Source organism: Microbulbifer salipaludis (genome assembly GCF_017303155.1).
Lineage (GTDB): Bacteria > Pseudomonadota > Gammaproteobacteria > Pseudomonadales > Cellvibrionaceae > Microbulbifer > Microbulbifer salipaludis.
On record NZ_JAEKJR010000001.1, the window covers coordinates 790,564 to 803,719 of the forward strand.

General features: G+C 57.6%; 9 protein-coding genes. 5 read left to right on the forward strand and 4 right to left on the reverse strand.

The window, feature by feature from the left end:
* Nucleotides 1-29 precede the first annotated feature (29 nt).
* Nucleotides 30-1,046, reverse strand: a complete 1,017-nt coding sequence (locus tag JF535_RS03325) for a succinylglutamate desuccinylase/aspartoacylase family protein (RefSeq protein WP_206999055.1) — start codon at nucleotides 1,044-1,046, stop codon at nucleotides 30-32.
* Nucleotides 1,047-1,237: 191 nt separating this feature from the next.
* Between JF535_RS03325 and JF535_RS03330 the strand changes: the two genes are divergently transcribed.
* Nucleotides 1,238-2,434, forward strand: a complete 1,197-nt coding sequence (locus JF535_RS03330) for a multidrug effflux MFS transporter (protein ID WP_206999057.1) — start codon at nucleotides 1,238-1,240, stop codon at nucleotides 2,432-2,434.
* Between the two features lie 81 nt (nucleotides 2,435-2,515).
* On the opposite strand, the gene JF535_RS03335 is transcribed toward JF535_RS03330, so the two are convergent.
* The 3 genes from JF535_RS03335 to JF535_RS03345 form a co-directional block, all read right to left on the reverse strand.
* The gene (locus JF535_RS03335; RefSeq protein WP_206999059.1) at nucleotides 2,516-3,745 is read right to left on the reverse strand and encodes a lytic polysaccharide monooxygenase; all 1,230 of its coding nucleotides are present in this window, start codon (nucleotides 3,743-3,745) and stop codon (nucleotides 2,516-2,518) included.
* 240 nt (nucleotides 3,746-3,985) lie between these two features.
* On the reverse strand, nucleotides 3,986-6,946 hold the full coding sequence (locus tag JF535_RS03340; RefSeq protein ID WP_206999061.1) for a DUF6531 domain-containing protein: 2,961 nt from the start codon (nucleotides 6,944-6,946) through the stop codon (nucleotides 3,986-3,988).
* 383 nt (nucleotides 6,947-7,329) lie between these two features.
* Nucleotides 7,330-8,196, reverse strand: coding sequence for a Stp1/IreP family PP2C-type Ser/Thr phosphatase (locus JF535_RS03345; RefSeq protein WP_206999063.1), 867 nt, complete (start codon nucleotides 8,194-8,196; stop codon nucleotides 7,330-7,332).
* A gap of 107 nt (nucleotides 8,197-8,303) precedes the next feature.
* Here JF535_RS03345 and JF535_RS03350 point away from each other — a divergent pair, with 107 nt between their 5' ends.
* The 4 genes from JF535_RS03350 (at nucleotide 8,304) to tssJ (ending at nucleotide 13,133) form a co-directional block, all read left to right on the forward strand.
* The gene (locus JF535_RS03350) at nucleotides 8,304-9,254 is read left to right on the forward strand and encodes a transposase (RefSeq protein ID WP_242523567.1); all 951 of its coding nucleotides are present in this window, start codon (nucleotides 8,304-8,306) and stop codon (nucleotides 9,252-9,254) included.
* An 80-nt stretch (nucleotides 9,255-9,334) separates the two neighbouring features.
* The gene (locus JF535_RS03355; protein ID WP_206999065.1) at nucleotides 9,335-10,756 is read left to right on the forward strand and encodes a type VI secretion system contractile sheath domain-containing protein; all 1,422 of its coding nucleotides are present in this window, start codon (nucleotides 9,335-9,337) and stop codon (nucleotides 10,754-10,756) included.
* A gap of 5 nt (nucleotides 10,757-10,761) precedes the next feature.
* The gene (gene tagH / locus JF535_RS03360) at nucleotides 10,762-12,468 is read left to right on the forward strand and encodes a type VI secretion system-associated FHA domain protein TagH (RefSeq protein ID WP_206999067.1); all 1,707 of its coding nucleotides are present in this window, start codon (nucleotides 10,762-10,764) and stop codon (nucleotides 12,466-12,468) included.
* A 77-nt stretch (nucleotides 12,469-12,545) separates the two neighbouring features.
* Nucleotides 12,546-13,133: a type VI secretion system lipoprotein TssJ gene (tssJ, locus tag JF535_RS03365; protein ID WP_340674111.1), complete on the forward strand. Its 588-nt coding sequence runs from the start codon at nucleotides 12,546-12,548 to the stop codon at nucleotides 13,131-13,133.
* The last annotated feature ends 23 nt before the right edge of the window (nucleotides 13,134-13,156 follow it).

Consider the following 13,156-nt stretch of genomic DNA (forward strand, 5'->3'; position numbering starts at 1 on the left):
ACTTTCTACCAAGCGCTTCGCGAGAAAATTTAGAAGTTCTCTTCTGGCAGCAACGAGTCCTGCAGTAACTCCAGATTTTCCAGTACCTCGTTCGGTTCGTGGAAATAGGCCACGTGGTACATGGCCTCACCCTCCTGCACCAGCGGAATATTCTGCTTGCCGATAATGATGCCGTCGGCATCCGCCAGCACCTTGTCCAGCTCGTTGCCGTAGAGATCGGCAATGGTGGCGAGGATTTCCCCTTTCTTGACGTGATCCCCAAGCTGCTTCTTGTGGTTGACGATGCCGCTGTCGCCGGCGCGCAACCAGCCGCTGCGCCGCGCAACAAACGGCTCGATGCCCTGACGGCCTTTTTTGGGCGGCAGCATATCCAGCTTGCGCATCACATTCAGTACCCCGCGCACACCGGCGCGAATGCACAGTTCATCGAAACGCAGGGCCTCACCGGCTTCGTACAACAGGATACGAACGCCCAGGTCGGCGGCGGCCTGACGCAGGGAGCCATCGCGCAGGGTAGCGTTGAGCAGTACCGGCACACCAAAGGCGCTGGCCATTTCGCGGGTCTGCTGGTCGTCCAGGTTGGCACGCACTTGCGGCAGGTTGCTGCGGTGGATGGCGCCGGTGTGGAGATCGATGCCGTAATCGCATTTGGCGACGATCTCCTCGAGGAATACATGCGCCATGCGCCCGGCAAGGGAGCCGCGTGAGGAACCGGGGAAGGAGCGGTTAAGGTCGCGCCGGTCTGGCAGGTAGCGGGACTGGTGCAGTACCCCGTACACATTGACCACCGGCACAGCGATCAATGTGCCGCGCAGGGAACGGAGCGCCTTGCTGTTGATCAGGCGGCTGATGATCTCGACCCCGTTCAGCTCGTCACCGTGAATCGCCGCGCACACAAACATGGTGGGGCCCGGTCGCTTGCCGCGGTGCACATACACCGGGATAGCCATTTCGGTATCGGTATAGAGCCGCACGATGGGGAGTTCTATTTTGCGCGTCTCGCCCGGCAGTACACTGACGCCGGCGATTTCGAAGGGCTCTTGCATGGATGGTTGATCGCTATGGATGACTTGCGGGTTATTCTAGTTGTGACTCAGCGAATGGTGAAAGTCAATTTTGATTCGCGGGCCTGGGTTGCTTGGCGCGTTGCCGAGTGCTGTTAGAATCGAGTGGTGTTCGGGCGTGGTTGTCCGGCGGTAACAGTTGCTACCCGTTAGCACCCGGAATACGAGAGCCCATGAAACCTGACCTGATTAAAATGGCACTGATGCTCGGCTTGCTGAGCTGTGTCGGCCCCTTCGCCATCGATATGTACCTGCCCGCGATGCCGGCCATGGCCGAGGACTACGGGGTGCCAACGGCCATGTCCCAGTACACCCTGGTCTCTTTCTTTATCGCGTTTGGGGCCTGCCAGCTGTTTTATGGGCCGGCGGCGGATATGTTCGGGCGCAAACCGCCGCTGTATTTCGGGTTGGTGATCTTCTTGCTGTCGTCCATCGGCTGCGCACTGGCCCCCACCATCGAGTGGCTGATTGCGCTGCGTTTTGTGCAGGGGGTGGGCGCGGCCGCGGTGATGTCGATCCCGCGGGCCATTATTCGTGACCGCTATACCGGCACCGAGGCCACGCGGCTGATGACCACCGTAATGCTGGTCATTTCGATTTCTCCGATGCTGGCGCCGCTGGTGGGCAGCCTGTTGATGGCGCCATTTGGCTGGCCTTCGGTATTTTATGCCGTGGCACTGGCGACAGTGGCAAGCCTGCTGCTGATTCGCTTCGCCCTGCCGGAAACACTGCCGGTGGATCAGCGGGTGCCGGTAAACCCCGCGGCGATGCTCGGCGCGTTTCGTGTGTTGTTCCGGGATAGTTATTTTATGGGGATGACACTGATCGGCGGCATGGGTACGGCGAGTTTCTTCTCTTTCCTTTCCGTTGCGGCATTTTTGTATACAGACTATTACGGCCTGACCCCCTCCCAGTTCAGCCTGGCCTTTGCGGCGAATGCGCTGGGCTTTTTCATCGCGAGCCAGTTTGCTGCCAATCTGTGTGAGCGTTTTGGGGGTGTGAGCGTGGTGAAATGGGCGGTCGCGGGTTTCGCGCTCAGCGGGTTGCTGCACTTGCTGCTTAACCTGGCGGGTGTCGACGATTTTGCGGTACTGGTGGCGCTGCTGTTACTCGCCAATGGGTTTCTCGGTCTGGTAGTACCCACCACCATGGTCCTGTCGCTGGATGATCACGGCCCGATTGCGGGCACCGCGGCAGCGCTTGGCGGGACGCTGCAAATGATGCTGGGTGCCGTGGCCATCGCTATCGTGAGCGCCGTGTTCGATGGTGCGCCCCGCACACTGGTCGCGGCGATTACGATCTGCGGTGCCGTGGCAGTGCTGCTGTCGGTGGTGACGCTGCGCCAGCCCCCGCAGGCCGTGACCACTTGAGCGGCTGGGTTTACCGGCGAGTAACAGAAGCGCCCGGCGAGCGCCGGACGCTTCTGTTTGGGCGGTTCATTTAGCGGTTCATCATAGGCGCGTCCAGGCGTCGCTCCAGTTGGTTCCGGTGCCCGGTGCGTAATGGAAGGCGCTGTTGATATTGCACCACTGCCCTTCCGGGGCGGGGCGGCACCGGTAACGGCTGCCGTCGCTGCCCAGTACTACCGTCTCTCCGGGTACGTAACTACCGATGCCCGCGGGGTAGGCGTAGTCGTATCCATCGCCACCGCCCGTATCACCACCGTCGTCGCCGCCAGTATCTGCCGGCTGGATATCCACCTCGTGGCTCAGGTTTAAATCGGCCGGCGTGTACACCCGGTTCTCCGTTGCACTCGATCGCGGTGTGATGGTATCGCTGGAGGGGTCGAGCACACCGATGCGCGCATACTGGGACTGGCTGTTGACCCGGTTGGCAAATGCCAGTGCCCATTCCGCAGCGGTCGAATCCTGCGTTAGCTGCAAGGTGACGGTTTCCATGTCGTTGCCGCTGCTATTGAACAATCGCAAGCTTATCTGGCTGCCAGACGCGAGGTCTGACTGAGCCTGCAGTGGACCTTGATCCGCCCAGACACTGGGTGTGCCGTCACCGAGTACCACATCGGTACAGGTATAGAAGGCCTCCGTACTGTCGGAGCGCTGCCAGGTGGTATAGATCACATGCTTGCCGGTCAGCTCGGGCAGGGGGCAGGTCAGGGTGTACCGTTTATCGGCCCCTACGGGGATATTGCCCAAACGACAGAACTCGAACAGGTCACCCCATTTCAGCGGATCGGCACCGGTGTAGCCGGAGCGGGTGATATAAAACACCCATTCATCCGTGGCGTGTGGCGCTGTTGCCCAGAAGGTGAAGTCAAACGTGCCATCGGCCTTGGGGGTGATCGGCGTTGCCTGCCAGTCGCTTCGTGCCAGGTCCATGCCTGCGTATTTGCTGCGCCCGCCAGAGCAGAGCTGCCCGTCTGGTACCAGTGCGCGGTGATTACCTGCGGCATTGGCCAGGTTGATTTCGTTCCAGTCGTAGAACGGCTGTGTGCCGCCGAGGGCCTTGGCGGCGGCGCAGGCGGGGTCAGCGGGGTTTTCCGGATTATTCAGGAAGCAGTTGTAGATGCGGCTCTCCGGAACTTCCATGGTGCCATGGCTGTGGGCATCGAGGCCGGGCAGTGCGCACAATGCGAATAAAGTGAGTGCCCGCAGCGGGCCGCTGCCTTGCTGGCCGCTGGCCTGTGAACGCCGTATTCGCGAAGCTTTGTTGGTGTGATGCATGACAGATTTCCTTAAATTTATTGTTGATTATGTTTTTCGGAGCGAAGCGTGTACGCCGCCTACCAAAAAATGACAACGCTGTCTTCGCGGCGTCATGCTAATGGAATTTGTGTGGGTGGTTGGGGAATGGAGCGTCAAAACTTATGCGCCCCACGGGGTGTGGGCCAATTGTGTGACGGGGTGCTTGTTTTGGCAGAGCCAGTGGCTGGTTGAGCGCGACGCGACGGTGTTGGGATGCCGCTAAACGTCGTGCTGTGCCAGCCGCTCCGCCACATGGTCTGAATCCAGCCCCTGGTCCGCTGAAGCGCGGGCAGGCTGCGGATCCTGGTGTAGTGCCATCAAGCGCCCCTGGCCAATATCCAGGGGCGCCCTGAGGATTGGCGATGGGTTGCCACCCTCCGTCGCGCGAGCGGGGCGCCAGTAGCAGAAATCGCGGTATACAAGCTGGGTTTCCACATCGAAGATGCCCTCGCGACCCCGGTAGCTGCCGGGGTTGCGAATCGCGTTCGCAGCGGGGTCCAGTGTTTCCCTTTGCCAGATTGGCGTATCCGGTTCGCTCTCGTCCAGCAGCGCCAGCAGCTGTCCATCATCATCGGTGACGCAGTACTGCATTGGATTGTTCGCACTGTCTGTTTCACTGTCGCCGTTCGAACGGTCGAGTGAGCGAGCCACCAGAGCAGAACTGATGGGGTGATGGAGGTAGTGAAAGCGCGTTCGCTGGCCGTCCCGCACAGTTGCCTCGCTCCACAGGCTGAGACCAGACCAGTGACTGAGCACCCGCTGTTGTCGCCGCGAGCGACGATGGGTACTGCTTTTGGCGACCCGTCGCCCAAAAGGGTCGTAGTGGAAATAGGTTTTGAAATCACCGCATTCGGTGCTGTGCAGGAGTCCCCAGCCATCGTATTGGTAGTGATAGTGCGACACTTCGCCGTGGTCTCGGCGCACTTCGTCAACCACATTACCGCGCGGGTCGAGCCCCGTGTGTCCGTTTGCCGCACGCAGCACAAACTGTGCGGGAGCGGTTGGCACCTTAGCGGGATGTTGGCGACTCTGGAGGGGTAATCGATGTTGTCCGTTCAGGGTAATGGTCGTAAGCACGCCGGCTTCATACTGTTTGACGACCTCGTGCTCGCCCAGGCTCCAGGCCACGCTATTTTCCCGTTGCTCACAGCGCAGTACCAGCTTGCCATTGGCATCGATACCGTAGAGATTCCCGCTGGCGGCAAAAGTGTAGGTGACATTGAGGCTGTCGGAACTGGAACTGCGCAGCCAGCCCCGGCTGTCATACTGGTGGTTGATACTGAGACTCTCGCTGCGATTTTCCAGCTGCAGGTCGCGGTGCTCGGCGATGAGCAAACCGCGCTGATCGTAGCGGTAGCGGAGGGTGCAGCAGTCGTTTGTCGCCTGCAGCAGGCGACCGTGAGTATCGAAATGGAAGTTGCACTGCTGCCCGTTATTGTTGCGGATCTGATTTAGGGTGCCGCGGGCGTTGTAGGTCAGAAACCAGTGGTTATCACTGTCCCGGTATTCAGTGACGCGACCGCCGAGATCGTACAGCCACTCACGCTGTTGATGGCCCCCATCGCCGAAAAACTGACTCAACTGGCCGAAGGCATCGTATTGCCAGCGGAATTGCGTATTGCCGGCGTGGAGCCGGATAAGCTGCCGGCGCGGATTGTAATCCAGCTGCCAGGGGGTGCCCGCAGCAAAACGAATATGACGCACAAGGCCGAGTTCATCGGATTGCCACTGAAGCTGCGTTTCTCCGTCATATTCGATGGCGCAGGGGCGGTGATGGTCATCGCAGCGCAGGGTCCAGGTTTGTGCCCCCAATGTGCTTTTGCAGAGAGTGCCGAAGGTGTCGTATTCCCAGCTGTGTACCGTTGCGGTGTCTGAGTTACCTGCGTCAAACGCCCGCGGCCGTCCCCGCTCGTCATACTGCCAGCGATATCGACGGTCGCCCTGTTGCAATTCCCGCAGTTGCCCCTGTGCATCCCAATGCAGGCTCACACAGCCATCTTCCGGATCTTTGAGTTGGCGCAGCTGGCCTTTGTCATCGTAGTCGCAGTGCCACTGGTTGCCCGCGGGGTCGACCACCTGCGTGGGCCGCGAGTGTTCCTGATAGGAAAACTTCCAGACGGCAGAGGGGCCGTCGGGGCCGCTGATCCCGCTGGCCAGCAATCGCCCCCTGGCATCGTAAATGTAATGCTGGTGTACGCCGTGGCGGTTGCGGCGCACAAGCCGGCCAAATTCATCGTGGCGCAATAAAGTGGATGCCCCCGTGCTGTCTACCTGCAGGCACAGATTGGAATAGTAATCGTAGCGTCGACGGGTCTCGCGCCCATGTTGCCGGCGACTGATGGTATTTCCGCGGGTGTCGAACTGCCACTGGATATCGTGTTGATCATCAACCGACAGGGTACACGCGCGTCGTCCCGATGACCAGCGCAGCAGGTACTGCTGCCGCCCCACACTGAGTTGGCGACAGCGATCTATACCGTCGTAGGTGAATGCAAGGTGGCCGGTTTCATCGCTGTGCAGTTTGCAGAGTCGTCCCTGTTCGTAGGAGTAAGATTCACTGCGGCGTGATGCATAGTTTGCGTGGGTGCAGTGATTGCTGACTGCCGTACCAAGACACTGCTCGTCATCAAACTCGTAATCACACAGAGGCGCATGATCCGAGCTTTCTAGGGAGTCGAAAATTTTTTGTAGACACCCCTGCCGGTAAACAAAATAGAGGGTGCGCCCCCAGGATGTCACGATCTTGTGGGGCCGCCCCTCCTGATAATCTATTGTCAGGGTGTTGCCGAAGCCATCCCGGATCTCGCTGAGAGGAACACTACGGCCGGCGCCATCTGCACGAAAAATTTTATCGGGTTGATCGAATGCAGAGACTCGGAAACTGTGCAGGCTCTGTCGCAGCAGGCAAAGTCGCTCGCTGCGATTGAAACTACCGTGGCCGATGGCCGGCAGATCGAAAGCAATACAGCGTCCTTCGGCGGTATTGAGTATGACCTTGTTACTGTCGGCTCCCGGCTCCGGAAGTTGCAGTTGCTCGCTGAGTGTATGCCGCCATCCCTGGCCCAGGCCCTGATTACCATCGACACTTTGTCGATAGAAGCGTTGCCAGGAAAAATTGAATGGCCCGGAGAGGACAAAGTCAGTGCGTCCAAAAGCGACCTCCCCATTAAATGCGATCACGTGGCCAAGGACAGTGGTGGCCTGAACGATATCTGGGGTAGGCTCACCGCGAAAATTGGTGCCAGGATAGTTGCAGAGCTGAACGGGTGTCTTATCCGGTAGGTGGAGAATGGCTGGGCTGGAGAAATTTGTCAGGCAGTAATCGATCGGTTTGATAGTCGGAGCACTGGGCCACAGCGGATTTTTCACCTCGACTGGTACGGCTGTTCCATTTCCAGGTTTGCGTAACCATCGGCAGATAGCAAAAACATCGCCTGGGGATGGAGGCTGCTGCGGCGGGACGAGGTCAGCGAGAACGGAAGGAATAAAACCGACCATACTTTCCGGTGTCATTGGGCTTGCTCAATTAATAGGGTTTGGGCCGAAACTTGTAACGTGTTTGATTAGCGCTGTGTCTTTCTTATAGTGATGTCACCTTTCTGCTTCGGCTTTAGCGTGACTGGATTTCCTGAGAACTCAACAACCGCATCCGCGCGATTGCAGAACTCAATGATCCCTGCGCTGATATTGTCACGTCCGCCGCGCTGGTTGGCATCATCGATAAAGTGGTACACACATTCCAGCGCGGGACGATAGGTTGCCATAACCCGCTGTATTTCATGATCGCACAAGTATTCAGTCAGGCCGTCACTACACAATAAAAGCAGTGCGCTTTCCTTTAATGTCCAGCTATTGATGGTGGCTTCGGCCTTCTCGGCGACACCCAGTGCACGGGTAATATGATTGCGTACTTGGGACGACTGTGCCTGTTCCCGGGTCAGCTGCCCGGAATCAATCATCTGCTGAACCACACTGTGATCCTTGGTCAATGGCTGCAGGCCGTAGTTGTTCCAGAGGTAGGCACGGGAATCACCGATATGCGCCACCACCAGGAAATCCTGCCAGATCACAGCGCTCACCAGGGTGGTGCCCATGTGGGAAAACTGCGGATGGCTCTGTTTTTTATCGAGAATTTTTCGATTGGCCACACCAATGGCATCAACAAGAGCTGCACGCAGCATCAGCTGTTGTTGCTGTGGTGAGCAGGAGAGAAACGTGGCGTTAAGTAATTTGTCGAGCTGGTCCTGAAGAGTGTCGGCGGCGATGTTGCTCGCCATGGCGCCGCCACTGTATCCCCCCATACCGTCTGCAACGACAACATAGGCAAAGGGATGATTCTCGCTACTATGGCAGCGGATACTGTCTTCATTTTCCTCTCGCACCTGGCCGATATCGGTGCGTCCGTTGACAGCCAGCCTGATGGGCTCCATGTCTGTCATTACTCCATGACCTGTCCGTAAAAACGAGATTCCGTTCCGCGCGCGAGCGAAATTCCATAAATGTAATCAGTTAATGTTAACGTGCTAACGAGTAACGTTTGAATTTTTTTTACTGGTTTTGCAATAATGCGTGCCCCTCCACAGTAACGGATGCGCAACTGGTACGGTTGTGCAAATTAAAAGGAATTATCGGCAAGATGCCCCGTCTCCCGAGACTCAATCTGATTGATATTCCCCAGCATATCGTGCAGGTAGGCCATAACAACTTGCCCTGTTTTTATGCTGAGGAAGATTATCAATTTTATCTGAGCAGCCTGCGCAATGCGGCAGACCAGTATCGGGTCGAGGTGCATGCCTATGTTTTATTGCCGAATATGATCCAGGTCATCGCTACACCAAGAGTGCCAGACGGTATTTCTTCGATGATGCAATCCTTGGGGCGGCGCTATGTGCAGTTTGTCAATCACAAGTACAAACGCTCTGGCACGCTCTGGGCGGGGCGCTACAAGTCCAGCCTGATTGATTCGGATGCGTATCTGCTTACCTGCTATCGCTATGTGGAATTGCGTCCGCTGTATCTTGGATTGGCAGATTCCCTGGGTGCGTATCCGTGGTCCAGCTTCAGTCATCACGCCAGTAATGAGGAAAGTGATGTGATTACCGACCACCGTCTTTATTTGAAGCTGGGTGAAACCCCGCAACAGCGTGCCGAGGCCTATCGCAAGCTTTTCCGCTATCGCTTCGATCGGCGATTGCTCGAGTACATTGCTGAGACCATCAAGCTCGGCCAGATACTCGGAGGCGATGTATTCAAGGACAAAATTGAACAGATCGCTAACCAGCGAGTGCGACCTTTGAAGCGGGGCAGGCCGCGAAAAAATACAACACGCAAAGCCACGGATGCTCCTGTAACCGCGCGTGCTGATAGCGCTCGGACCCGGAATACAGAATTGATGCCACCACCAAAAGAAAAACCAGATGCAACGGGGGGCGCCACCGGGGACGAGAAACCCGTGGCTATACCCGTGACCATGGATACCGGCGTATGAGCAGGGCGACGTTAAACACCTCGGGAACGATTTTTGGTGAGCAGGCTGATCACGGGTCGACTTTGCACCGTGGTACCAGTTTGAAGGTTGCGATACTGGGCGACTTCAGTGGCCGAGGCAGTGGTAAGCGATGTGACCCCGGCAGCATTGCCACGCGCAGGGCTTATCCGCTACGCAAAGATAATTTTGAACTGTTGTTCGAACAGTTACAGGTAAGTATCCGCCTTCCGCTCATGGAGCAGCCGTTACACCTGCTGGAGTTCGACGACCTGCATCCGGATTATCTGTATCAGCGGGTACCCCTGTTCAAGAAATTTATCGAGCTGGAAAAACAGCTACTGACACCGGCGGACTTTTCTCGCGCCGCCGATGAAATCCAGCAGTGGCGACCGGAGCTGGCAGCGCTGGACCCATCTGCACACCATACCGCAGGTGGATTGTCGGCACGCTCGATGCTGGATGCGATTCTCTCCGGGCAGGCGTACCAGAAGGAATACCAGTCCAGTGCCACGGGGCAGATCGATCAACTGATCAAAGACATCGTTGCTCCTTATGTGCAGCAAAAACCAGACGTTAACCAGGGCGTATATCTGGAGGCGGTTGCCCAGGCTGCGTCCGAAGCCATGCGCAAGATCATGCATCACAGTGATTTTCGTCAGATAGAGGCAAGCTGGCGAAGCCTGCACCTGTTGCTGCGTCGCCTCGAGGATCACCCCGGCCTGGAGCTTCACCTGATCGATGTCAGCAAGGAAGAGATACTGGCGGACCTGTCCCAGGCAGAAGATGATCTGGAAAAATCCCAGCTGTTCCAGCGTCTGGTCACAGGTGAGGCCGTGGCCGGGGGAGTGCCCTACAACCTGATCCTGGGGGATTTCTTTATCGAGGATCAAGAGCGGGATCTGCATATGCTGATCGATCTGGCCACCATCGCCGAAGCCGCAGGTAGCGCATTGCTGATGGGGGGCGACAGCCGCCTCGCCGGCTGTGCCAGTCTCGCGGGTTCCATGGATCCCGATGACTGGCATTACCCGCTGTCGGAAGAGTTCGCCAGCAGCTGGCAGGCCGTGCGTGAATACGATGCCTGCGCACATATAGCACTGGCTGCTCCCCGTTTTATGTTGCGCCTGCCTTATGGTGCGGATACCGCACGTACTGAGATCTTCAAGTTTGAAGAGCTCACCCCTGAGCTTGGCCACCAGTATTATCTGTGGGGCAATGGCGCCTACCTGCTGGCACTCTCCTTGTGTAGCGAGTTTGTCGCCCGCGGTCAGCCTGCCGTCATCGCCTCCGATATCTACTCCGACCTTCCCCTGCACCTGCGCCGCCTGCCCCAGGGGCAGTGGATGACGCCCTGTGCGGAAGCCCTGATGACAGATGCTGGAGCCACACGTTTTCAATCTGCTGGCCTGTCCACGCTGCGCTCGGTGCAGGGCCGGGATCAGATTGTATTGCCAAAACTACAGTCCCTTGCCGGAACCCCGCTCTGCGGGCCTTGGAGTTGAACGTCATGGATTTAATCCTCTCTGTGGTTGCCGATCCGGAAGGCGCCAACATGATCAAGCACACCAAGTTGTTCAGCAGCGCCGGAGGCAGCTTTGGACGCGCCGATAGTAATGATTGGGTCCTACCGGATCCCCAGCGTGTGGTTTCATCGCGTCACGGTGAGATCCAGTTTGCGAACAACCAGTTTTACCTGATCGATCAGAGTACCAATGGGACCTATCACAATCAGTCAGAGGATCCACTGGGCAAGGGCAACCGTGTTGCCCTGACGGATGGCGATGCAATTGTCCTCGGAGACTACCGGCTGAAAGTCAGTATTCGCCAGGCCAGGGCCGAAGCAGGATTGCCCGATGGCCTGGGTGGGGCTGATTTCCTCGACAGCGTGGACCGAACCACATTCAGCCCGGCGGCAGCGGCAAAAATGCAAACCGCCCAGGAAGCAAAGCAGTTGGATAGCTGGCTGGATCCCACTGCAGGCAATGCCGGGGGGAATATGGGAGCAGGTGGGGGCGCTAGCAGCAATCCGAGTGGCGAATGGGGATACCTGACCGGTGCGCCGTGCGGCGAGTCGATGGACGGCTTTCTCGGTCAGGAAGCACCCAGTGATCCACTGGAAATGCTGAATGTTCCTGGTGCGGGTATTGTGCCGCCCGTGGCGTCCGCTGATCATTGGGGAGGCGATGACGACTGGTGGAAAGAGGGTAGCGCCGCAGATCACGCACCCGTGCATAGCCACGCGATGCAGTTTTCGGTACAGCAGTCGGGTCAGTCTGCGCTGCAGAGTCCTCCGCTGGCGCCCCCGCAACCCAATTCGATGACGGGGAGCGCGCAGCATCAATCTTTTGGCACCGTAGCCGAGACTCCGCAGCCGTCGGTTACCCCGGCGCCCACCACCAACAATCCCTTCGCCGATTCACTCTCTGCACTGGTGAGTGAGCAGGTGCAGGGTGCGCCGGGTTTTGATACACCCGCAGCGCCCGAATCCGAGCTGCTGGTTGCCCCAGCTGTCGCCCCGTCCACTGACGCCCCTGTTACCCCATCGACCGCCGCTGGATTCGCCGGTGCTTCACAGCAATTTGCGCCTGTCCCGACGCCATCCCAGAGTGCGCAGCCGCAGCCGCAAGGCTCGATTCAAGGGAACATGCTGGCAGAAAGGCTCGGTCTCAATTTGCGTGCGGAGCAGCTACAGCATCTGGATCAGCAGTCCGCGGAGATTATCGAGGAAACCGTGTCGCGACTGATCGACCTGTTACGCGCACGCACCAGCATAAAAAACGAATTGCGCGTGCAGCGCACCATGATACAGACCGAGGCGAACAATCCACTCAAGTTCAGTGCCAGTGCGGCCGATGCGCTGGCCGCGATGTTTGCAGGTAACGGTGCATTCCTGCAGCCGGTAGACGCAGTGCGCGACAGTTTTGATGACCTGTCGGATCATCAGGTGGCAGTGCTTTCCGGAATGCGCGCCGGCTACGATGCGATGTTGCGTTTTTTCAGCCCGGAATATATCGAGCGGCGCAATGGTGCTCAGGGCGGTGTCTTCTCCAGTAAGGGCGCACGTAACTGGGACAATTTTGTAGAGATGTACCGGCAGCTGATCAGCGACCCGGAAGCCTGCTACCGACGTCTGTTTGGTGATGAATTTGCTGCTACGTACGAAAGCCAGTTATCCGAACTCAAGAACGCGCGCAGTTTTGGCAAAGGCCAATGATAAGGAAAACGCTGTTTATAAAGCTGTAAAAATCAAACGGTGCCCGCAGGGCTGCCGGCGAACATATGGAGATCACTGTGGAAAGTAAAAAGATAGTTCAACTACTGGTTGTGATCGCGCTGGTCATGGGGCTCGTGGCCTGTCAGACCACCCGCCGCACATTGAACCTGGATACCAGCATTGCGCTGGCGGTTGAGATCGAAAATGACGTAAATCCGGATAGCGATGGACGTTCCTCACCGGTAGTCGTACGGGTATTCATGCTTGCCGATGATCGCCAGTTTTCCCGTGAAGACTTTCTCAACTTGTATGAAAACGCCGAATCCCGTCTCGGCAAGGACCTGATTGACACAGTCGTTCTCAAGGAGTTCGCTCCGGGAGAGCAGCGGGTCGAACAGCTGGCACTGACTCCAGAAGTTAGATATATCGGCCTGTTGGCGGAGTTTGTCCAGTATCAGGATGCCGATGCGCTGATGTTGTTGCCAATTATCGATCACAGAAAGAATGAATATGCGATCACACTTGAGGGTACGCGCATGGCTTCTACAGAAGCCCTTGATATGCGTCGTCGTGCTGCCCGTGGTGAATCGAAAAAAGACAACACGGTAACCATTTCGAGCGCAGAGTATGAGCGACTGCGTAAGCTGCAGCAGTCCGGAAAGTAAATCGGAAATTCGCTCCCATCCAA

Excerpts from the sequence above, each read along its gene's own strand:
- JF535_RS03325 (WP_206999055.1), bottom strand. The coding sequence starts at position 1,046 with ATGCAAGAGCCCTTCGAAATCGCCGGCGTCAGTGTACTGCCGGGCGAG.
- JF535_RS03330 (WP_206999057.1), top strand. The coding sequence starts at position 1,238 with ATGAAACCTGACCTGATTAAAATGGCACTGATGCTCGGCTTGCTGAGC.
- JF535_RS03335 (WP_206999059.1), bottom strand. The coding sequence starts at position 3,745 with ATGCATCACACCAACAAAGCTTCGCGAATACGGCGTTCACAGGCCAGC.
- JF535_RS03345 (WP_206999063.1), bottom strand. The coding sequence starts at position 8,196 with ATGGAGCCCATCAGGCTGGCTGTCAACGGACGCACCGATATCGGCCAG.
- tagH (WP_206999067.1), top strand. The coding sequence starts at position 10,762 with ATGGATTTAATCCTCTCTGTGGTTGCCGATCCGGAAGGCGCCAACATG.